Below are 22,609 nucleotides of genomic sequence, written 5' to 3' on the forward strand. Positions count from 1 at the left end.
GGGGGAGCTAATATGGAATACATACTTAAGACCATAAATTTAACTAAGCAGTATGGAGATGTTAAAGTTGTTGATAATGTAAATATAAATATTGAAAAAGGGGACATATACGGATTTATTGGACAAAATGGAGCAGGGAAGACAACTACACTTAGAATGATAACAAATCTAATAAAGCCTTCAAGTGGTTCTGTGGAGTTGTTTGGAGAAACTTTGACTCCTAAAAGCTATAATTTATATGAAAAAATAGGTTCAATAATAGAGTTTCCAACATTTTATCCAAATCTTACAATAGCAGAAAATCTTGAAATACATAGAAGAATGATGGGAATAAATGATAGAAAAAGAGTAGAGGAAAGTTTAGATTTAGTAGATCTTTTAGATGTTCGTAATAAAAAAGCTAAAGACCTTTCTTTAGGAATGAAGCAAAGATTGGGAATAGCTCAAGTACTTTTGCATTATCCTGAATTACTTATTTTAGATGAACCTACTAATGGACTTGACCCTATAGGTATAAAAAAGATAAGGGAACTACTTATTAATTTATCACAAACTAAAAAAGTAACCATATTAATATCTAGCCACGTTTTAAATGAAATTCAAAATATGGCTACTAAAATAGGAATAATTGCTAAAGGTAAGCTTATAGAAGAGATAGACTATGAAACCATCAGAGAGAGAAATAGAAATCATTTGAGAATAGTTGTGGATAATGATAAAAAGGTATGTACATTACTAGAAGAAAAGCTAGATATTACAGATTATGTTGTAGCTGATAAGAATACAATTAAAGTTTACGCTTGTTTAGATAATAGTGATTTAATCAATAAAGTTTTAGTAGAGAACAATATAAGGGTTAAGGAATTAACTTTTTCAAGGGAAAATCTTGAGGATTACTTTATTAAAATGACGGGAGCGGATATAAATGTTTAATGCAGTATATTGTGAATTCTTGAAATTAAAGGGACTAAAGCTTCCACTAATGATTTTAATATGTACTATTATCCCTATTGTAATTGGACATAGTATTAGTTATTATGATAATTTAATTGTGTTAAATACTTATTTTCAGACAATAGTTTGGACTAATTGGGTAGTTTTTATTGTATTATTTTCTTTGATTATAGATATGATATTTGCTAATGAATATAAGAACAATACCATAAAAAATATGTTTTCTTACCCAATGTCAAGGCGAAAGTTATTTGGGGCTAAAATAATTACTTCCATGTGTATTATAGCTATAGTATATATGTTATCCTTAGTTGTATCATTGATTTCAGTGATAATAGTGAAACATAGGCCTTTTTCAGTGGAATTCCTATTTCATGTTTTAGGGGCTTATATAACTTCTGTAATTGGATTTATCTGCTTTGTATCTTTAATTGTTACAGTATGTATTTTAACAAAAAGAATTATAGCACCTTTAATCTTTAGCATGTTTAGTGTTATTTGTATAATATATTTTTATGTTTTTTCCTCAGAATCAGGAAATTTTAAATGGATATATTTTTTGCCAGCAACTAGCCCCTTGCAATTAAGTTTAGAGATATTAGGAGAAGAAAAAATTCCTATGGAAATGATATATTTAGCATGTGTTGGATTAATAATTAGTTTAATTGCAGGATGTATGGTTAGTATATTAATATTTAATAAAAGAGATGTGAAGTAAAGTTATCTACGGTAAAGATTTTAAAATTATGTATTTAAGGATAACTAGGTAAGAGTATTGTTGTTTTGATACATAGTTATTCTTACATTTTTATTCAAATCTTTTTACATCCGCTAACGTAGTTTCTTATGCTATTGCTATTTAATCTATTCTTATTAATTTTATAAATAAAATATGATTTTCTAAGTCATATTTTACCACTGCTTCATCTGTCATCATACCAACTAAACTTAATTCTGTATTGGTCATGTCGTTGCCGGATAAAGTCCAGTAATATTCTTCTAATTCATGAAGCCTTGGAGAAGATAAAAGTTTTTTTGTGGTGGTAAAAGTTTTTTCATCTATATGAGCATTATATATTTTAAAATCTATAATAGTTTTATCATTTAAAGATTCTACATTTATATTGAATTTAGTTGAATTTATTTTATAGGAAAAACTCATTAATTCACTTGCTATTCTTACTATTCTTTCATTATACTTCTTCAATATTATCTTTCCTTTCTTAGGTTTGTTATAAGTGGCAATAGTATAATAGCTACCAAACCACCGGAGAAACCATTATTATACAGATTAATTCCTCCATGTAAATATCCAATGTTCATTACCAAAGAAGCATGAAGAAATCCTGCAAGTATTCCATAAAAAACACCATAAAATCCGCATATTGGAGCTAAAGTTGTGCTAAATAGTGTGGCTAAAAGCATTCCAGGTGAATTAATAGACCATATGTTTACTATAGATGCAATTATAGTACCTAATACTATAGGAATTGTATTTCTTAAATGTTTACCAAAAGCACCAAAACCAACTATAGTGAATATACCTGCCATAGTAGGACCGTTTAATGCGCCCTTTATAAGTATAACATACATTGTAAAAAACAAACCTAGTATACCCATATTTATGAGAGATATACCTTCACCAAATAAGATTTGATAATCAGATACAGCTTTTCCCGATTGTTTATATAATTCTTTTAAATGGATTAATTTCTTTCCATTTAAAAAGTACCCTAATATTATCATTGAAATAAATATAAAGCATAGAAACACTAAAACAGTAGAAGTATATTTAGTAGACCATAAAGTTCTTTGAGGAAAATTTATTCCAAAGGATCTAAGTATAGACATAAACATTGTTCCAATTAATCCGCCTGCAAAGCCTGCATTATATAGATTGAAGCCATCATGCAATTTCATACAATAAGAAGCCATTGGAGAAATTATAAAACCTAAAAGTATACCAGAGCCTACTCCTATTAAAATTCCTTGCCACAAAATAAAATGGCCTGAAAAAGAAAGCTGACTTACTGTGGGAGACAATGTACTTCCAAATAGTGCTATTAATATATAGTTTGAAAAAGGTTCTTGTTGATATTTAGAGTAAAGCCAGGTGCCAAAGAAGATTGGCCACACATTTAAAAGATTTTTTCCAAAGAATGCAAAGCCAGTTACAGTAAATAATGCAGCAGTTATAGCACCATTAGGCTTTAATTTTAATTTTATAAGTATAGCTATAAATATGAGGCTTAATAAACCTGAATTTATAAATGGGGCACCTATACCTGATATTTCAAAGTAATCAGTTATAAGTATATCAGGTTGAAATATTAAATGTTCAAGTCCTAAAAGAATATTTCTAGGACCGTCCATCAAAAAACCAAAAATAATAAAGGAAGAAAAGTAAAATATTAATATTTTATAACTATAAATTAAATTTTTTTTCATATTACCTCCTATGGAATATATTTTAAAATATTGTAAATTATAATGGAAAAATTGTCTATAAAATTTAGTAATATTTATTTTAAAAATTTTTAAATTGCAATTCTTAATTAGAAAAAGTAAAATAATATAAAGAATATATAAAGAATGGTGATTGTATGGAAAATAATTTTTATACCAAAAGAGAAGATATAGTAAATGCTATAACTCATGGAATTGGTGCCCTATTAGCTATAGCAGCATTAGTTATTTTAATAGTATATGCAGCATTAAAAGGAACAGCATGGCATGTAGTGAGTTTTTCTATATATGGAGCTACTTTAGTGATACTTTATTTAGAATCTACACTATATCATAGTCTTAGGGGCGAAAATGTAAAAAAGCTATTTAGAAAATTTGATCATATGTCTATTTTTATACTAATTGCAGGAACATATACTCCTTATTGTTTAACTGTACTTAGAGGGAAATTAGGATGGACAATATTTGGTATAGTGTGGGGATGTACAATATTGGGGATAGTTTTGAAAGCATTTTATACTGGGAAAAAAGAATCTATTTCTACCATGCTATATATAATAATGGGGTGGCTTATAATTATAGCTATAAAGCCTTTATATTTGTTAATGACATTTAAGGGATTTATGTTTTTAGTAATTGGAGGAATATTGTATACAGCAGGAACCTATTTCTTTGGTAAGGATAATATGCCTTATAATCATGGTATATGGCACTTATTTGTAATAGCAGGAAGTATACTACACTTTTTTTCAGTAATGAGTTTACTGAATATATGAAGGTAAGGTGAAAATGTAGAGGGATTATTAGCGTAGAATGATAATAAGTTAGAAGAAAAAGCACTACTTTTTGTAAAGAAAGTGCTTTTTCTTTTGACTACTTTAAAATAAGTATATCAATTTTGTGTATTAACAGAGTCATTTTTATATTTATATGGAATTTGATTGAAAATATAAAAAACAATATGAAGGAAATTAGTGTTTTTTGTAGAATAAGAGTAGTTATTAATTTAATTTAGTAATATGATATAAAATTGCATAAACATATGTGTGAGGAGAATTCAGATGATTAGAGTAAAATATAAAACTTTTAGTGTAGTACTTGTTGTAATACTAGTTTTCTTATCAGGTAATGATTATAAAAAAATAGTTTTAGCTAATAAAAAGGAAACTGTAAATTCCAATAAAGAGTTCAATTATAATCCTAGAATTAGTAATAAAAAAAGCTCCGCTAGAACTATAATAATAGGTGATGATTTGAATTATCCACCCTATAGTTTTATGGACAAAGATGGCAATCTAACTGGATTTAATATAGAGATTGCTAAGGCAGCAGCAGAAGCCATGGGGCTTGACGTAGAAATTAAGCTAGGTGATTGGAGAGAGATTAGGGATGACCTTGAAAATGGTAAGATAGATATTATAGCAGGTATGTTCTATTCTAAAGATAGGGAGAAAAATTATTCCTTTACAACAAAGTATGCAATAGCTAGTGGAGATGTATTTACTAGAAATGATATAAACATAAAGGATATAGGTGAACTTGAAGGAAAAACTGTAGTAGTTCAAGCTCATGATATAATTAGTGAATATTTAAAAAAACAAAATCTTAATATTAAAATTATTGAAGTACCTACAGTTGAAGAAGCCTTGAAGCTTGTATCCACAAAGAAATATGATTATGCAGTAGTTTTAAAAAATATAGGTCATTATTTAATAAAAGAAAAAAAGTATTCAAATTTAAAAGATAATGGAATTGTTGTTAATCCTACCTATTATTGTTTAGCTACAAAAAAAGGAAATGATGATTTAATATTTACTATTAATGGGGGATTACAAGTACTTAAAGCTACAGGAAAGTTTGATGAAATATATAATAAATGGTTAGGAGTTTATGACGAAGAGAATTTCTATGATATGTTAGTAGGTCATGCTGGCATAATAATAGTGTTTATAGGAAGTATAATTATATTAGCATTATGGAGTATTACTCTTAAGATAAAGGTTAATGAACGTACAAAGGAGCTATTAAAAGCAAATGAAGATTTAAAGGAGAGTAGAAAGGCATTAATACAATCTAATGATGAACTGGAGGCCTCCTTTAATCAGTTAACTGCAATAGAGGAAGAACTTAGAAGTCAATATGAACAACTAATAAAAAGTGAAAATAATTTAAAGAAAAGTGAGGAAAGAAATAGAGCCATAGTAGCTGCTATTCCAGATATTATTTTTATTGTGGATGAAAATGGAGTTTTTAAAGATTGTCAAACAAGGGATGATTCTGTATTAATTATGCCAAAGAGCAAGTTTATAGGAAAAACTCTTTGGGAAATACTTCCGATGAAAACAGCTAAAGCTGCTTTTGAAAAAATTCAGGCATCACTTAAAAAAAATTCTTTAGAAAGCTTTGAATATGAGATTAATACTCAAAAGGGTATTGCACATTATGAGCTTAGAATAGTTAAGGTTAGAGAAAATGAAATTCTTGCACTAAGTAGGGATATAACTCATAGGTATATTTCTCAAAAGGCATTAAAGCAAGAAAAGGAACTATTAAAGACAACACTATTATCTGTTGGAGATGGAGTTATAGTTACAGATATAAGTGGAAATATTACAATGTTTAACAAAGCTGCAGAAGTAATAACAGGATGGAAAGAAGAAGAAACAAAATTATTAAAATTTGGGGATGTATTCAATATTATAGATGAAGATACAAAGGAAAAGTGTGATGATCCTGTAAAGAAAGCACTAGAAAGTATGAGATCTTTAGATTTAGTTGAATATAAAATATTAATTACAAAGGAAGATAAGAGAAAAATTATTTCCTATAATATTTCACTTATAAGAGATAATAATGGCAATAGTTTAGGAGCGGTTTTAGTATTTAGAGACGTTACAGAGGAAAGAAAAAATCAAAAGGAAATTGAATTTTTAAGCTATAGAGACCAGCTTACAGGATTATATAATAGAAGATTTTTTGAAGAAGAACTTAAGAGGCTAAATAAAGAAGAAAATCTACCTATTACTATATTTATGGCTGATGTTAATGGATTAAAATTAATAAATGATTCTTTTGGACATGCTATGGGTGATAAATTATTAAAAAAGATTACAGAAGTAATGTTAAAGGCTTGTGATGATAATTGTGTAATATCCCGCATAGGAGGGGATGAGTTTGTAATATTATTGCCAAAGACAGATATTATAAAAGCTAATAAAGTTTTTAACCGTATTTTAAGCTTAGCTTCAAAAGAACAGGTAGCCTCAATAAATATTTCTATTTCTCTTGGATTTGCTACCAAATATTATGAAGAAGAAGACATATTTGAAGTACTGAAAAAAGCTGAGGACTTTATGTACAAAAAGAAACTTTTTGAGAGTCCAAGCATGAGAGGAAAAACAATTAATGCTATTATAAATACACTACATGAAAAAAATAAAAGGGAAGAAAAACATTCTTATAGAGTATCTGAATATTGCAATGAATTAGGAAAGGCTATGAATTTACCAGATGGAGAAATACAAGAATTGAAAACTGCAGGGCTGTTACATGATATAGGCAAAGTTGCTATAAATGAGAATATTTTAAATAAGCCAGGTACTCTTACAGAAGAAGAAATGGAAGAGCTTAAACGCCATCCTGAAATAGGGTATCGCATTTTGAGTTCTGTTAACGACATGGCAGAAATGGCGGAATATGTATTAGCTCATCATGAAAGATGGGATGGAACTGGTTATCCAAAGAGGCTTAAAGGAAATGAAATCCCATTAAAATCAAGAATAATTGCAATTGCAGATGCCTATGATGCCATGACCAGTGATAGAAGTTATAGAAATGCTTTGTCAAAAGAAGAAGCTATAGAAGAACTTATTAAAAATGCAGGTACTCAATTTGATCCTGAAATTGTGAAGATATTTATTGAAAAGGTAATATAAATGTTAAGGTGCCAGGAACTTGTTGCCTGGCACCTTTTAGTACTTAAATTTTGAAATATTTATCTGCATATCTTCTGCTAGCTTAGCTAGGGACTCACTAGCATTAGCTAATTCTGAAATAGAAGAGGTTTGTTCTTCTACTGATGCTACTGTTTCTTCAGTCCCAGCAGCATTTTCTTGTGAAATAGCAGACAGGTTTTCAAGTACTGAAATAATTTCATTCTTTTTAAGTTCCATTTCTTTTCCAGAGTCATTTAGATTTTGTACTACTTTCTTCATCTCATCAATAGCTAGTGCAATACCTTCAAATTTTTTATTTGTGTTTTCTACACTTTTAGTTTGAGCTTCTGTATTATTACTTACTGTTTCCATACTTTCAACTGCTTTTTCTGTCTGGAGTGCCAATTCATTAATTACTAAAGCAATTTCATCAGTGAAAGTATTAGATTGCTCAGCTAGTTTTCTAATTTCATCTGCCACCACAGCAAATCCCTTTCCTGATTCTCCAGCTCTAGCTGCTTCAATGGCTGCATTTAAAGCAAGTAGGTTGGTTTGAGATGAAATATTTTTTATCATTTCACTAGCCTTTTCAATTTTTTCTGCACTTTTATTGCTGTCAATGATTACCTTATATACTTCCTTTGATATTTGTTCGCTATTCATAGTTTTTTCTGTTAATTGTTTTAAAGTAGTTACCCCTTCATTTTTCAAAAGGTCTACTTTTTCTATGGCTTTATTTAGATTATCCATCATTTGTTGATTATCTGAAATTTTTTCTCCAAGTATATTTACATTCATGGCACCACTTTGGGTTTGTTTTGCTTGACTATCTGTAGAGCTAGCCATTTCCTCTATAGTTTTGGCAATTTCATTTGCTGCTTCAGCAGTTTGCTGACTTGTAGAAGTAAGTTCCTCTGAGGCGGCTGCTACATGTTCTGCATTTTCAGAAGTTTTTTTAACGAAGTCTCTTAAATTTACAGTAATACTTTCAAAAGCTTTTGCTAATAGTCCAACTTCATCCTCTTTTTCTACTAGTTCTTTTGATATATCCTCTGTAAAATCTAAAGCTGACATTTTGTGTGCATGTTTTTCTAGGCTTTTAATAGGTTTTACTATAGTTTTTCCTACTATGAAAATTAGTACTGCAATAATAATTCCTCCCAATATATAGGAGATAATCAATAAGTTTCTTATCATAGAAAGTTTCTCAGTAAATTCATTTTGGTCTATTACTGCTGCTACGGACCATCCATTAGTGGATACAGGAGAATAGCCTACATATTTATTTATACCACTATAAGAATAGGTTCCTGTACCTTGTTTTTGTGTAACCATGTTTTTACCGATTTCACCCATTTTGCCTTGTTCTTTTGTTATATTATTTTTTAAAACCATCTCTTTAACAGGATGATATACTAAATCTCCTTTTTTACTTACTAGAAATACAAGTCCACTTTTACCGATCTTATAATTCCCCATAATAGCAGGTAATTCATCAAGGAGTAAATCAATGCCTACTGCTCCTAAACTAGTTTTATTTTCATCATATACTACCTGTACAATACTAATTACCATTTTTCCTGTTACAGAGTCTACATAAGGCTCTGTATAGAGTACTTCTCCAGGTTTTAATGCTAAAGCCTCTTTATACCAAGGTTTTTCTTTAATAATCCAAGTTAGTGGAGAATTCCATTGATTGTGAGTAACTAAATAGCTAGCATCATGTAAACCAATCCATACTAAAGCAAGATTTTTGTCTGTTTGTTGTATTTGATGTAATGAGGTTATTACATCCTTGTAATCTGGATGATTTCGAATCTTATCTCTAGTTCTTGATGCTTTCATCAATTTTATAATATCTTGATTTGTAGCCATTTCTCTTACTACAACTTCATTTTTACTAAAAAATTCATTACATTGATTAGAGGCTGCCTTAGCTTCTGCTAAAAGATTATCATAACTCATTTTAACTACAATATCTTTTGTTTTTAACTCTAAAAAAATACCAGAAGCTAAAAATACAATAAATACTGATGTAAGAATATACACCATCATTTTCACGAAAATACTCTTTTTTATAATATTTTTATTATCCATACATTACCTCCCTCTTCTTATTGACAAAATTCTTGTTTTTATTTTTGTATTAGTTTTTTTATTCCATTATTTTTACTTTATATCCATTATATATCATAAAATATAAACTTTAAATATTTTTCTGAAAGAAAATGTAATTTTTTCTATTTAAATTATAAGTTGAAAAAATCTATTGAATAATTCAAGGTAATGAAGAAGGTAAAGAATTCATTAAGTAAAATAATTAAGAGAATAAAATAAGATGCCAGGCAGCAAATGCCTGACATCTTAATATTAGTACTTAAATTTTGAAATATTTATCTGCATATCTTCTGCTAGTTTAGCTAGGGACTCGCTAGCATTAGCTAACTCTGCAATAGAAGAGGTTTGTTCTTCTACTGATGCTACTGTTTCTTCAGTTCCAGCAGCGTTTTCTTGTGAAATAGCAGACAGATTTTCAAGTACTGCAATAAATTCATTCTTTTTAATCTCCATTTCTCTCGCAGAAGCATTTAGATTTTGTACTACTTTTTTCATCTCATCAATGGCTGTTGCAATACCTTCAAATTTTATGTTTGTATTTTCTACACTTTTAGTTTGAGCTTCTGTATTATTATTTACTGTCTCCATACTTTCAACAGCTTTTTCTGTTTGAAGTGCTAATTCATTAATTACCAAAGCAATTTCGTCAGTGAAAGCATTGGATTGCTCTGCTAGTTTTCTAATTTCATCTGCCACTACAGCAAATCCCTTTCCTGATTCTCCAGCTCTAGCTGCTTCAATGGCTGCATTTAAAGCAAGTAGATTGGTTTGAGATGAAATATTTTTTATCATTTCACTAGCTTTTTCAATTTTTTCTGCACTTTTATTGCTGTCAATAATTATTTTATATATTTCGTCTGCTAGTTGTTTGCTGTTAATGGTTTTTTCCGTTAGTTCTTTTAAAGTAGTTATTCCTTCATTTTTGAAAACATCTACTTTTTCTATGGCTTTATTTAGATTGTCCATCATTTTTTGATTATCTGAGATTTTTTCTCCAAGTATATTTACACTGGTAGCACCACTTTGAGTTTGTTTTGCTTGACTATCTGCAGAATTAGCCATTTCCTCTATAGTTTTAGCAATTTCATTTGCTGCCTGAGCAGTTTGCTGACTTGTGGAAGTAAGTTCTTCTGATGCGGCTGCTACATGCTCTGCACTTTCAGAGGTCTTTTTAACAAAATCTTTTAAATTTAAAGTAATATTTTCAAAAGCCTTTGATAACATTCCAATTTCATCTTCTTTTTCTACTAATTCTTTTGATATATCCTCTGTAAAATCCAAAGTTGCTAGTTTATTACCGTATTTTTCTAGAGATTTAATAGGTTTTACTATAGCTTTTCCTATTAAAAGGATCAATAGGGCAATGATAATTCCACCTAATACATAAGATATAATCAAGAAGTTTCTTATTATAGAAACTTTCTCAGTAAACTCACTTTGATCTATTACTGCAGCTACAGACCATCCATTAGCGGATACAGGATAATATCCTACGTATTTATCTATTCCCTTATAAGAATAAACTCCTGTACTTGTTTTTTGAGCAACCATATTTTTACCAATGTTGCCTAGTCCACCAGATTCTTGTGTTATGTTAGTTTTTAAGATCATTTCTTTAACAGGATGATATACTAAATTTCCTTTTTTACTTACTAGAAATACAAATCCACTTTTGCCAATCTTATATTTTTCCATAATACTAGGTAATTCATCAAGGAGCAAATCAATTCCTACTACTCCTAAAAAGGTTTTCTTTTCATCGTATATTGACTGAATAATGCTAATTACCATCTTTCCTGTTACAGCATCAATATAAGGTTCTGTATAAAGAACTTGTTCAGGATTTAATTCTAAAGCTTCTTTATACCAAGGTCTATTTTTAATAATCCAAGTTGTAGGAGAATTCCATTGATCATGAGTAACTAAATAGCTAGCATCATTTAAGCCAATCCATACTAAAGCAAGATTTTTATCCGTTTTTTGTATTTGCTGTAGAGAGGTTATTACATTTTTGTATTCTGGATGGTTTTTAATCTTGTCCCTAGTTCGTGCTCCTTTCATGAATTTTATAATATCTCCATTTGTGGGCATTTGCTTTACTAAGACTTCATTTTTTTTAAAAAATTCACTATTTTGATTAGAAGCAGCTTTAGCTTCGGTTAAAAGATTAGAATAATTCATTTCTGTAACAATATCATGGGTTTTTAACTCTAGAAAAATACCGGAAGCTAAAAATACAACAAACACTGATGCAAGAATATACACCATCATTTTAATGAAAATACTTTTTTGAATTACATTTTTAATATTCATATATTTCCCTCCCTTATATCGGCAAAAAATTGTTTTTTATAGTGTGGATTGAAAATTTTGCCATAGTATTTTATTATATACATTATATATCAGAAAATAGAAACTTTAAATATTTTTTTGAAAATAAATACAAAATCATGGGAGTAATTTAAAATTTAATGTATAAATATAGGATTAAAAATGATACAAATAGAGAACACACAATAAATACTATGGAATAAATAAATAATTTAACAAATACCTTTGAATTTAAATGTAATGAAATAAGTATTAAAATATCCTTAAGTACTAGAATACAATGTGTTAGAGAAGGGTATATTAATGCTGAAAAAGAAATGGATTATTTAAAAACATTGGAAATAAGTCAATATTTAGATGAACTTATTGTAGAATATATGTTAAAAAGTTTATAACATAATATTTAAAGTGAGGGAAAATATAATGAGTTTTGAAAAGCCACGAATTTGTGTAAGTAGATGCCTAGGTTTTGAAGCTTGTAGATATAATGGACAGATGAGTCCTCAGGATTTTATAGAAAAGCTAAAGGATAAAGTGGAAATTATTACGGTTTGTCCTGAAGTTCAAATTGGGTTGCCTATACCTAGAGAATCTTTAAGGATAGTTAAAGAAAAGGAAGAATTATATTTAATTCAGCCTAAAACAGAGAAGGATTTTACAAGGGAAATGGTGGAATTCTCTAAAGAGTTTATAGAAAATCTAGAAAATATCGATGGTTTTATATTAAAGAGTCGTTCTCCTTCTTGTGGTATAAAAGATGTGAAAGTATATATTGGAAGAGGGAAATCTTCAGCTAGTGAAAAAGGAAGAGGATTTTTTGCTGAAAAGGTTATAAATAAATTTCCTAATTATCCCATAGAGGATGAAGGAAGGCTTACTAATTATAAAATTAGGGAGCGGTTTTTAACTAGAATCTATATAAATGCTGCCTTTAGGGAAATAAAGTATGGTAATAGCATGGGGGAATTAGTTGAATTTCATAGCAAAAATAAAATGCTTCTTATGGCATACAATCAAAAGATACAAAAGGAGCTAGGTAAAATTGTGGCAAACCACGAGAAACATAAAATAGAGCAGGTATTAAATGATTATGAAAGGTATTTAAAAATAGCTTTTATTAAAAATGCTAGATATACATCTAATATAAACGTTTTGAACAAAGCTGTGTCTTTATTTTCAAAATATATAACTTTAGAGGAAAAGGAATTTATAAGAGATACTATAGAAAAATATAGAGAGGATAAGGTACCTTTCAGTACTTGTTTATATATAATAAAATCCTATGCTATTAGATTTGGAATAACAGAGATGTTACAGCAAAGTTTCTTTCAACCATATCCTGAAGAATTAGTAGAATTAAAAGATTCTGGCAAAGGAAGAATATAAGAATTTACATTTATAACATAATTAATACCTAAAATGTGTCTACTTTTATAAGTTATAAAAGTATGAAAATAATTAAATAAATACAACTAATGTAGGGTCTTTATAGGTGGCAATATATCAGAAAAAGCACTATTTTGCGAAAAAAAGTGCTTTTTATTATTTATTAAAATAAAAAATTTAAGTTTTTAGACAAATATTTTAAAAAAAGTTGATAATTTTCCTTTAAATTTGATAAAATTAACATCAGGTAATTTTTTTTATTAGCTTTTTTCATTGATTTTTATTTTCTTTTTAGAGGTAATGTCTTTGTGGTAAAACTATTATATTTTAAGATGTTGAGGAAAATAAATGTTCATATAACTTGATAGAATGAGAGTAACGATTGTGAGGTAAAATATGAAAAAAAAGTATATTATCTTTCCTATAATTTTATTAGTAGGCATTTTTATAGGGATGTTTATATATAAAAATTATAATGTAGATACTAGCCAGGGAAAAATAATTATAAATAAAAAAAGTGACTATGATGCATCAAAGGAAATTAAAGAGGCATTAAAGTTATTAGATAGTAGTAAAAAGGCAGACATTATAACAAATATTAATACATCATCAAATGTAGTATCATTATCATTTGAAGGACTTAGTAATAAAGATACTATGAAAAAAATAATAGATGCTTTAGATAAATATAAAATTAAAGCAACATTTTTTATTCCAGGAATTAAAGGAGCCGAGGATTCTAGTATAGTGAAAATGATACAAAAAGGGGGACATAATATAGGAAGTGGAACCCTTTCTGGAAAGAAGAACATGGAAAAGTTATCTAATGAAGAGTTAGTTACTGATTTTTGTAGTAGTAATAAGATTTTAAAATCTATAAGTGGACAAGATCCTATTTTACTAAAATGCAATTCTACAGTTTACAATGACAATATATTAGCATCAGCTTATGCATCAGGAAATAAATATGTTGTGAACAGTAATCATTATTTAAGTTATCAAAGTTTTAAAAATTATAAGGAAGCTTATGGATATATGAATAACTTAGAAAAAGGAGCCATAGTATCCATAAAATTAGAGGGCGTTCTTGATAGTTTTGAATATGGGGAAAAAATAACAGAAGAAAAACCGGCAATAGATAAGCAGGCAGGTATAAAAGAAACGAAGGATAAAGAAGAAGAAAAAGTTACTATTATGCAAATAGTGGAATGGATTTTAAAATCCATAGATGATCAAAATAAAACTGTTGTTAAAGTATGTGAATTACCACGTGTAAAAAAATATAAGGTGATACAAAGAATAGATAATGGAATAAAACATGGATATATTAACAATGATACATATGTGAAAAACAATATATATAACAAAAATAATATATTTGGAAAGATTGAGGCTGAAAAGCCTATATATTTAATAAACTTTAAAGAATTAATAGAAAAGAATAATAAAAGACTCTCTCCCGTTGTTTCAGAGTTTTATACTACTCAAAAGGCTTTAGCCTATACATTTAGAGGGCTAAGCAATGAAAAAAGTTTAGACAAAACATTAAAAATTCTTCAAAAGCTTAATGCTAAGGGAACATTCTTTGTAACAAAGGAAGAAATATTAAATTATAGAGATAGAATAAATAAAATATTAAGTAAGGGCCATGAAATTGGAAATGGGGGTGTAACAACTAATTCTACATTATTAAATAAATCTACAGAAGAAATTTGTAAAGAAATATATGAAGTGGACAAGTTATTAAAAGAAAGAGGAATAACTACAAATGCATATATGCCAGGATATGGATATGCAAATGATAAAGTTCAAGAAGCTTTATCAGCAATGACTAATATGCCTTCTTTAAAAGATTATGAATTATTTACTTATTCAAAGGCACCTATTCTTGGTAAATATAGAAACATGGATGCTACAGAAATTGTGCCTAGTTATTTTAATATAAATTCATATGTATCTCTTAAAAAAGGAGAAATAGTTTATTTTAGATTAGATTCGGATTTATTTAAAAATGATGATGTTGTTGCCAATATAATTGAACTGTTAACTAAAAATTATGTTCAAAATGGCTATGCTCACAAATATAATAAGGAATTACAATCCTATAATTTAGGGCAAAAACCATTAGAATATTCAGTAGTAACATTAAGTAATCTACAAAATACTATAGAAGCTCCAGCTAAGTCAGGAAGATATAATATTAAAACAAATATAATTCCTATGAAAAAAAGAACATATGAAGATGCATTGAGAATTATGAAAACTAATTATATAGGTAATGAAGATGTAGATTTAGCAGATTTTACTGAAGATGAAAAATTATCTATTGATAAAACTGGAACCATTGATACCAATGGTGAAAGTGTTATATTCTTTAGCTTTGATGATTGGGGAGGAGATCCAATAGTTAATGAAATACTGGATATATTAAATAAACACAAAGTAAAGGCAAGTTTTTTTGTAATATCAAAATATACAGATATGAACAGCGGTGTATCAAATAGCAACCCAAATTTACTTAGAACTATTGCTTTAAACGGGCATGACATAGGAAGTCACAATTACAACCATGAAGTTTTAGAAGCCAGTAGAGAAGAGCTTGAAGGGCCATTGATTAAATCTTATAATGTCATGGCTAAGGTAATAGGAGATTTAGATTCATTAAGACCTTATTTTAGACCACCTACTCTACATTTAAGAAAAGAAGGGTTAGCAACTGTATTTGAAAGTGGGTATAAATATTGTATCAGTGGAAATATTTCAACCCATGACTATGAAGCTACTTCTGCACAGGAACTTGTTAGTTATTTAGAACAAGAATTAGTTAAGGGCAGAGGAAATGTAATAGTAATGCATATGAATAATCAAAGTTATTATACAGCGAAAGCTTTAGACATATTTTTAACTAATAATGAAAAAGGATTGTACAAAGAGAAATATAAGATTAAAAAGTTAAGTGATTATTTAGAGAAATAATGTTAGGTAGTAAATTAGGAGTTTAAAGTATGAAATTTAAATACAAAAGATTAAAAAAAGATGAAGGCAAATTTAAAGATATTCTTTTAAATCCACGTAGAGACAGAAGACTACTTGCAAATGTTCCTGATAAAGAAGCCATAAGGAATAATATTGATCGTAGAGGAAAAAAGGTATTACAGGATTATGAGGGTGATCCTAATGCCTTTATAAAAAGTAAAAAAGCTGGAATAAGATATGTAATGGAAACTGATGTTAAAATAATATGCAAAAGTGGAAAAGCAAATAGTACATTTACAGTTAAATCCTTAGATATTTCTACTACGGGAATTTTATTAGAGTTAAAAGATGAAGAACAATTAGAGGTAATCTCTAATGCTAATAATGTTAAATTAGAATTTAAAATACCACCTGGTTCTATGCCAGAAGGTTATGAAATGAATGTTAAAATTGAGGGACACAAGGTTCGAGAGGCTATTTTAAAAGACCAAATAGTAACATGTGGTATAGAATTTAATGAAAGTTTATCAGAATATGCCACTAGAAAAAAGGACAGGTATGTACTAGCTACATCTAGTTTATTATTATTATTTATAAGTATATTTATTATGCTAATGCGTGCAGAAAGTATTATATATTTTAAATTTAATAAGTGGATATATTTATATAGTATTATTGCAGCGGTATTTTTATTAAGTAGATATTTATTTGGTGTCTTGTACAAGTCCATGCCAATAGATATGGACTATACACCTGGGGTAACAATTATTATTCCTTGTTTTAATGAAGAACAGTGGATAGAAAGAACAATTTTAAGCTGCATTAATCAGGATTATCCTACTGATAATTTGGAAGTTATAGTTGTAGATGATTGTTCTAATGATAACTCTGTAGAAAAAATAAAGGAAACTATAAATAGATTAAATAATGAAGCAGAAAGATTTGATACTCAAAATAGAGTGAAGTATTTTGTTCAAAAAAAGAACTTAGGAAAAAGAGAAGCTCTTTGTAGAGGGGTTTTAAACGCAAAGCATGATTTAGTTGTATTTGTTGATTCAGATAGCTTTTTGGACCCTTTTGCCATAAGAAATTTGGTACAACCCTTTAAAGATCCTAAAATGGGTGGGGTATCAGGTAGAACAGATGTGGCTAATACTTTTACAAATACTTTAACTAAAATGCAGTCTGTTAGATATTATATCGCTTTTAGAATTATGAAAGCAGCGGAAGCTTACTTTGATGCAGTTACATGTTTATCAGGACCTCTATCCTGCTATAGAAGGCAAATAGTTATGGATAATATGAATAATTGGATAAATCAAAGATTCTTAGGACAAAAGGCAACCTTTGGAGATGATAGAGCTATGACTAATTTTGTGTTAAATGGACATAGAACTAGTTATCAAGATACAGCAATTTGTTCTACTATTGTTCCTAATAGGTATAAGGTATTTCTTAAACAGCAAATGAGATGGAAAAGGTCCTGGTTAAGAGAATCAATTATTGCAGGAAAGTTTATGTGGAAAAAGGAGCCCTTTATGGCGGCTTTCTTTTACATGGGAGTATTTGTTCCTATTGCTGCACCTGTAATAGTTGTGTATAACCTAATTTATGTACCAATTGTTCATAATATATTTCCCACTACCTTTCTTGTTGGATTATTAATGATGTCATTGATGATGAGTTTTGCACAAATGTTTTTTAGAAAAAGTACAACTTGGGTTTTTGGAATGCTATTTTGTATTTATTATGAGGCAGTATTACTTTGGCAAATGCCTGTAGCATGGGTAACCTTTTGGAAATCAACTTGGGGAACAAGAATGACTCCAAGTGATATAGAAGCCCAGAGAAGAAAAGAAGAAAGAAAGACTTCTGGCACATTAAGAAAAAAGGAGGAAAATATATATGAAAAATAAAAGTTTTTCTCCTGAAAAAAAAGATAGAATTAAGAAAATAAGAGGTACATTTCAAGGAATAATTTTATTTGTACTATTAGTAGTTATTATAAAAGCTCTATTTACCTTTTTAGTATATAAACCTTATAGTTCAGATATTGTGTCTAAAGATAAAAAGAGTGGATTTATTGCAATATCCTATTTTGGTGTGGATAGAACTGGAGATGATACACTAATAAGTACTGAAGCTTTGGAAAAACAAATAAAAGCATTAAAAGATAATGGATATGTAACAATAACTCAAGAAGATATACTAGATTACTATAAAAAGGGAAAGAGCTTACCACCAAAATCCTTATTTTTATTATTTGAGGATGGAAGAAGAGACACAGCAATATTTTCTCAAAAAATTCTAGAAAAATATAACTATAAAGCTACAATGCTTACCTATGCAGATAAATTTGAAAAGAGAGACCCAAAGTTTTTAATGCCTAAAGATTTATTAAAATTAAAGGATAGTTCTTATTGGGAATTAGGTACTAATGGGTATAGATTAGAATATACAAATGTTTTTGATAAAGACTTAAATTATTTAGGAAAATTAAATTCAATTGAGTTTTCAAAACTATCTTCTAAAATTGATAGAAAGTATAATCATTATTTGATGGATTACATTAGAGATGAGCAGGGCATTCCTATGGAAAACTATGAAGAAATGAAAGGGCGTATTAATAAGGATTATGAAAGTTTATCCAATATATACAATAAAGAAATAGGATGTATACCAACTTTATATGCCCTAATGCATTCAAATACAGGACAGTTTGGAACAAATGATAAAGCTAGTGAAGTAAATGGTAAATGGATTAAAGAATTATTTAGCATGAATTTTAATAGAGAGGGATATTCACTAAATTTACCTGATAGCTCTATTTATGATTTAACTAGGGTTCAACCACAAGCATATTGGAGTACTAATCATCTATTAATGAGAATTTGGGATGATACTAAAAAAAATATTGAATTTGTTGTAGGAGATAAAGAAAAGGCCAGCAAATTTCAAAGAATAAAAGGGCAAGCTGAGTTTGCAGATGATAAAATTATATTGACATCATTGCCAAGGGAAGAAGGACTTATTAAACTGTTAAATAGTGAAAGGTATAAGGATATTAATATATACACAACATTAAAGGGCAACATTATAGGTTCCCAGTGTATATACTTAAGAGCGGATGAAGATAGAAAAAACAGCATATGTGTTCAGCTTATTAATAATACAGTTAATGTTATTGAAATTTCAAAGGGAAATAAAAAAGTCATATATTCCATAGATTTAAATCCTAAGAATAAGAATGAAAAAATTGATATAAAGGAAACTGGAAATAAAAAGCTTAATATAAAATTAATTGGGAAAAAGCTTACTTTAACTATGAATGGAAAGAAAATGATAGAAGACTTAAAAGTAAATAATGAAAATGAAGGAAGTATTTTTTTGGAGTCTGCATGGGGTGAATATGGATATAGCCAAAGAAACATTGCAGATGATGTGTATGATGGAGTGTTTGTGAGTTTTAAAGTAACTGATAAAAATGATAAAGAGTTATATGATTCTTCTTTAAAAGGAATGGAAGTTATAAAGTATAATATTAGAAATTCTTTTAATAAAATTGTGAATTGGTTTATTAAAAATCTATAATTTAAGAGGTATTAAATGAGTAATAATGGGAGAAAAAACTTGATTTTTACTGGGCTAACACTGTTGATATTATTAATAGTGTCAGTTATATATATAGGCGTTTTTTCAAAAGAAAATAATTCTAATAATAAAGATAGTAATGTAGAGATAAATAAAGAGGAAAAAATATTTGCAGAGAATATAAATAATCTATCCGCTTGGGTTGTATATTGGGATTTAGAATCTCATAAAGAAATTAAAGTTTTAGATAGACAGTTGAAGAATGTTTGTTATTTTGCAGCTAGCTTTAATTCTAATAATGAATTGGTCATGCCAGAAAAACTGATTAATCATTATAAGGAAACAAAGGAGTATGCTTACAATAAATATATAACTATTGTTAATGATAAAATAAATAGTGATGGAAGTTCTTTATTAAAAGATACAAATTTATTAAAAGCTTTATTAAGTGATTCAGATTCAAGAAGTAAGCATATTAAAGAAGTTATAAATTTAGCAGTTAAATATGGTTTTTATGGTATAGAAATTGATTATGAAAGAATAAAAAATGATATGAAGTTATGGGATGATTACATATTATTTATAAATGAACTATATAAGGAAGCTAAAGAGAAAGGTTTAGAACTGAGAGTTGTATTAGAGCCTAACACACCTATTGATAAGCTAAAGTTTAATGAAGGACCAACCTATGTAATGATGTGTTACAATTTGCATGGGGGTTTTAGTAAACCAGGAGAAAAAGCAAATCCTGAGTTTATTAATAGATTAATAGAAAAAATGAGCAAAGTTCCCGGAAAGAAGAATTTTGCAATTGCCACAGGAGGATTTGATTGGGCATCTAATGGGAAAACTATGGCGGTTTCAGAAGCTGAAGTCAAAAGCATATTAAAAAAATATAATACTAAAGTACAGCGGCATAATGAAAGTCAGTGTTTGTTTTTCAATTATAAAGATGAAGATAATATAGAGCATGAAGTATGGTATGGAGATATTACTACCTTAAATTTTTGGATGAAGGGTATAGCAGAAAAGGGATATGATATTAGTATTTGGAGACTAGGTGGTAATTTGTTTCAGTAGAATAATTGATAAAGGTAAGAGTATTTAAAATAACTAAAGAGGCTGTCACATCAAGGAATTTACATACAATATACTGTTTTACAAATTTAAAGTTAACACAATATATTGTAGGATTTATTCTTAGTGTCACAGCCTATTTTTACAAAATAACATATAAACTTTTTAATTAATTTTTACCAACCATTTCCCCACAATAGATAGTCTGGAACCTGAGAACCTGGGCCATGTGGTTCGCTGTGTATCATAGTAAGTATAGAATCCTTTGCTCCTTCTACCATTTTACTTTGTTCTGGTGGAGCAATTCCTACCATTTGCGCTCTTGTGGTGTTTTTAAACCATACGTCCTTAACTCCATTCCATTCACCCTTATATATCCATTGATCTTTTGGAAGTTCATTTCCCCAGGTACATTGTTCATCAATTGAGCCATTTGGGTTTGGTTTTCCACCACTATAAACCTCAATGGTATAGGAGTGTATACCAAGTCTACCGTATGTCCAATCTATCATTTCTGCAGAAGTAGGATAATCATCATAAGATTGTTTTGAATAAAATTTTCTACCAGTAGTATTTTCTAGTGTCTTTGCCATATCAAGTGCTACTTTTTCCATGAACTCAGCATCCTTTGGCTTTTCAGAAGTATTGCACCAAGGTGTTAATACACATTGTATACCTGTGTGAAGTGTTGCTAAAGCATGAATTTTTTTAGTTAATAAGAAATTTTGAAGAGCTTTTATTTCAGGTTCTGTAGCAGGATTAGCCCCTGCTCTTGTATAGGCATTCCCACCTAGCATCGGTTTTGTATCTACATCTAGATAATTCCATAAATAATCAAAGGTTCTATTTAAGTCAATGTTGCTTTTTTTAGGGTCATCTCCAAATATTCCGTTTTTATCCCAGTCAGGACTTTCCATACCGATTTTCTTTCTATCTTTTATAGCTGAATCTTTAGCGCCTACATATATTTCAGCTATTACTCCATCTTTGTCTGTATCTGTATATGGATCGCTAAATACTACATTATTACAATTGTGATCTGTTGGTCTTAAATTTTCTCTGGTAGGATATATAAATGATTGGGCATATCCATCAGGATTTAGAACAGGTACAATATATATTATATAATTATCTAAAATATCCTTTACTTTTTTATCAACATTATAATTAGTAGCTAGCCACCAAGCTGTGTAAGATGCACTTTCACCAGCTTCCTGCTCATTGCCATGGATATTTCCAATTACAGCAATGCCAGTTTTGTTTTTTTCATTTTTTACATTACTAGTTAATTCTATAGCATTTATCTTTCTCTCTCTCCATGTATGACCTATTGGATAAGTTTTTGCTATATCATCATATTGCTCTGATAAATTTTTTAATAAATTATCATGAAATTCTATATTGTGTCTTTCATCCCAATTAATATTTTGCAAGTTACATTCTGTATTTTTAGCAAAAGCTTCACCGCAGGATGTAATTAATAATGCAATAGTCAAAAATAATAAACTAAGCTTTTTCATAAAAATCCCCCTTTAAAATAATTTGCATATTATTTTGTTATAACATAAGTTGTTTTAGTTTCTGTTATTTTATGATTAGATTAAAATTTTCTTTAAATAAATTTTATTCCAAAATATACCACATGTCAAGGGTAAATATGTAATATAAAAGCATTGATTCACAGGGTAACACATATGTGTAAACGCATTCAATGTAACTTTCGCATTTGTGGTTAAAAATTATAATTATGGTAAGTAACAAAGGGGAGAACTGTT

15 protein-coding genes and 1 pseudogene are annotated in these 22,609 nt (G+C 28.6%); 11 read left to right on the forward strand and 5 right to left on the reverse strand.

The features are described from left to right. The first annotated feature begins 12 nt into the window (after positions 1-12). The gene (locus J2Z24_RS05340; RefSeq protein ID WP_035149507.1) at positions 13-933 is read left to right on the forward strand and encodes an ABC transporter ATP-binding protein; all 921 of its coding nucleotides are present in this window, start codon (positions 13-15) and stop codon (positions 931-933) included. After that, the gene (locus tag J2Z24_RS05345) at positions 926-1,672 is read left to right on the forward strand and encodes a DUF2705 family protein (protein WP_035149505.1); all 747 of its coding nucleotides are present in this window, start codon (positions 926-928) and stop codon (positions 1,670-1,672) included. Before J2Z24_RS05340 ends, J2Z24_RS05345 begins: the two co-directional genes overlap by 8 nt. 141 nt (positions 1,673-1,813) lie before the next feature. On the opposite strand, the gene J2Z24_RS05350 is transcribed toward J2Z24_RS05345, so the two are convergent. Further along, positions 1,814-2,161: a hypothetical protein gene (locus J2Z24_RS05350; RefSeq protein ID WP_035149503.1), complete on the reverse strand. Its 348-nt coding sequence runs from the start codon at positions 2,159-2,161 to the stop codon at positions 1,814-1,816. Between the two features lie 2 nt (positions 2,162-2,163). After that, entirely contained in the window at positions 2,164-3,402 is a 1,239-nt protein-coding gene (locus J2Z24_RS05355) for a DUF1576 domain-containing protein (RefSeq protein ID WP_035149500.1), read from the reverse strand. Positions 3,403-3,557: 155 nt separating this feature from the next. On the opposite strand from J2Z24_RS05355, the gene trhA reads away from it, so the two are divergent. Further along, positions 3,558-4,196 carry a PAQR family membrane homeostasis protein TrhA gene (trhA, locus tag J2Z24_RS05360; RefSeq protein WP_035149498.1) on the forward strand — a complete coding sequence of 213 codons (639 nt, stop codon included), beginning with the start codon at positions 3,558-3,560 and terminating at the stop codon, positions 4,194-4,196. Positions 4,197-4,481: 285 nt separating this feature from the next. Then, complete coding sequence (locus tag J2Z24_RS05365) at positions 4,482-7,355, forward strand: HD domain-containing phosphohydrolase (RefSeq protein ID WP_051593348.1); 2,874 nt, start codon at positions 4,482-4,484, stop codon at positions 7,353-7,355. A gap of 36 nt (positions 7,356-7,391) precedes the next feature. Here the strand turns inward: J2Z24_RS05365 and J2Z24_RS05370 are convergent, their stop codons facing one another. Next, positions 7,392-9,452: a methyl-accepting chemotaxis protein gene (locus J2Z24_RS05370; protein ID WP_035149497.1), complete on the reverse strand. Its 2,061-nt coding sequence runs from the start codon at positions 9,450-9,452 to the stop codon at positions 7,392-7,394. A 180-nt stretch (positions 9,453-9,632) separates the two neighbouring features. On the opposite strand from J2Z24_RS05370, the pseudogene J2Z24_RS21885 reads away from it, so the two are divergent. After that, positions 9,633-9,692, forward strand: a pseudogene (locus J2Z24_RS21885) (hypothetical protein); the annotation flags it as partial. A 33-nt stretch (positions 9,693-9,725) separates the two neighbouring features. On the opposite strand, the gene J2Z24_RS05375 reads toward J2Z24_RS21885, so the two are convergent. Beyond that, a complete protein-coding gene (locus J2Z24_RS05375) occupies positions 9,726-11,786 on the reverse strand; it encodes a methyl-accepting chemotaxis protein (protein ID WP_035149494.1) in 2,061 nt (686 codons plus the stop codon). A gap of 335 nt (positions 11,787-12,121) precedes the next feature. Here J2Z24_RS05375 and J2Z24_RS21890 point away from each other — a divergent pair, with 335 nt between their 5' ends. The 6 genes from J2Z24_RS21890 to J2Z24_RS05405 all read left to right on the forward strand — a co-directional run bounded on the left by J2Z24_RS21890 (position 12,122) and on the right by J2Z24_RS05405 (position 20,837). Next, the gene (locus tag J2Z24_RS21890) at positions 12,122-12,199 is read left to right on the forward strand and encodes a Spo0E family sporulation regulatory protein-aspartic acid phosphatase (protein ID WP_085059019.1); all 78 of its coding nucleotides are present in this window, start codon (positions 12,122-12,124) and stop codon (positions 12,197-12,199) included. A 28-nt stretch (positions 12,200-12,227) separates the two neighbouring features. Continuing rightward, positions 12,228-13,190: a YbgA family protein gene (locus J2Z24_RS05385; RefSeq protein ID WP_035146649.1), complete on the forward strand. Its 963-nt coding sequence runs from the start codon at positions 12,228-12,230 to the stop codon at positions 13,188-13,190. 396 nt (positions 13,191-13,586) lie between these two features. Beyond that, positions 13,587-16,166, forward strand: a complete 2,580-nt coding sequence (locus tag J2Z24_RS05390; protein WP_035146650.1) for a polysaccharide deacetylase family protein — start codon at positions 13,587-13,589, stop codon at positions 16,164-16,166. Between the two features lie 29 nt (positions 16,167-16,195). Next, positions 16,196-18,082: a glycosyltransferase family 2 protein gene (locus J2Z24_RS05395; RefSeq protein ID WP_035146653.1), complete on the forward strand. Its 1,887-nt coding sequence runs from the start codon at positions 16,196-16,198 to the stop codon at positions 18,080-18,082. Continuing rightward, entirely contained in the window at positions 18,072-19,757 is a 1,686-nt protein-coding gene (locus tag J2Z24_RS05400; protein ID WP_035146655.1) for a polysaccharide deacetylase family protein, read from the forward strand. Before J2Z24_RS05395 ends, J2Z24_RS05400 begins: the two co-directional genes overlap by 11 nt. A 15-nt stretch (positions 19,758-19,772) precedes the next feature. Further along, complete coding sequence (locus tag J2Z24_RS05405; protein WP_035146656.1) at positions 19,773-20,837, forward strand: glycosyl hydrolase family 18 protein; 1,065 nt, start codon at positions 19,773-19,775, stop codon at positions 20,835-20,837. 173 nt (positions 20,838-21,010) lie between these two features. Here the strand turns inward: J2Z24_RS05405 and J2Z24_RS05410 are convergent, their stop codons facing one another. Continuing rightward, on the reverse strand, positions 21,011-22,354 hold the full coding sequence (locus tag J2Z24_RS05410) for a M14 family zinc carboxypeptidase (protein ID WP_035146658.1): 1,344 nt from the start codon (positions 22,352-22,354) through the stop codon (positions 21,011-21,013). Positions 22,355-22,609 lie beyond the last annotated feature (255 nt).

The organism is Clostridium tetanomorphum (assembly GCF_017873215.1).
Lineage (GTDB): Bacteria > Bacillota > Clostridia > Clostridiales > Clostridiaceae > Clostridium_AO > Clostridium_AO tetanomorphum.

Coding starts and splice junctions, on each gene's coding strand:
- J2Z24_RS05340 (WP_035149507.1), top strand. CDS start 13: ATGGAATACATACTTAAGACCATAAATTTAACTAAGCAGTATGGAGAT.
- J2Z24_RS05345 (WP_035149505.1), top strand. CDS start 926: ATGTTTAATGCAGTATATTGTGAATTCTTGAAATTAAAGGGACTAAAG.
- J2Z24_RS05355 (WP_035149500.1), bottom strand. CDS start 3,402: ATGAAAAAAAATTTAATTTATAGTTATAAAATATTAATATTTTACTTT.
- trhA (WP_035149498.1), top strand. CDS start 3,558: ATGGAAAATAATTTTTATACCAAAAGAGAAGATATAGTAAATGCTATA.
- J2Z24_RS05365 (WP_051593348.1), top strand. CDS start 4,482: ATGATTAGAGTAAAATATAAAACTTTTAGTGTAGTACTTGTTGTAATA.
- J2Z24_RS05370 (WP_035149497.1), bottom strand. CDS start 9,452: ATGGATAATAAAAATATTATAAAAAAGAGTATTTTCGTGAAAATGATG.
- J2Z24_RS05375 (WP_035149494.1), bottom strand. CDS start 11,786: ATGAATATTAAAAATGTAATTCAAAAAAGTATTTTCATTAAAATGATG.
- J2Z24_RS21890 (WP_085059019.1), top strand. CDS start 12,122: ATGGATTATTTAAAAACATTGGAAATAAGTCAATATTTAGATGAACTT.
- J2Z24_RS05385 (WP_035146649.1), top strand. CDS start 12,228: ATGAGTTTTGAAAAGCCACGAATTTGTGTAAGTAGATGCCTAGGTTTT.
- J2Z24_RS05390 (WP_035146650.1), top strand. CDS start 13,587: ATGAAAAAAAAGTATATTATCTTTCCTATAATTTTATTAGTAGGCATT.
- J2Z24_RS05395 (WP_035146653.1), top strand. CDS start 16,196: ATGAAATTTAAATACAAAAGATTAAAAAAAGATGAAGGCAAATTTAAA.
- J2Z24_RS05400 (WP_035146655.1), top strand. CDS start 18,072: ATGAAAAATAAAAGTTTTTCTCCTGAAAAAAAAGATAGAATTAAGAAA.
- J2Z24_RS05405 (WP_035146656.1), top strand. CDS start 19,773: ATGAGTAATAATGGGAGAAAAAACTTGATTTTTACTGGGCTAACACTG.
- J2Z24_RS05410 (WP_035146658.1), bottom strand. CDS start 22,354: ATGAAAAAGCTTAGTTTATTATTTTTGACTATTGCATTATTAATTACA.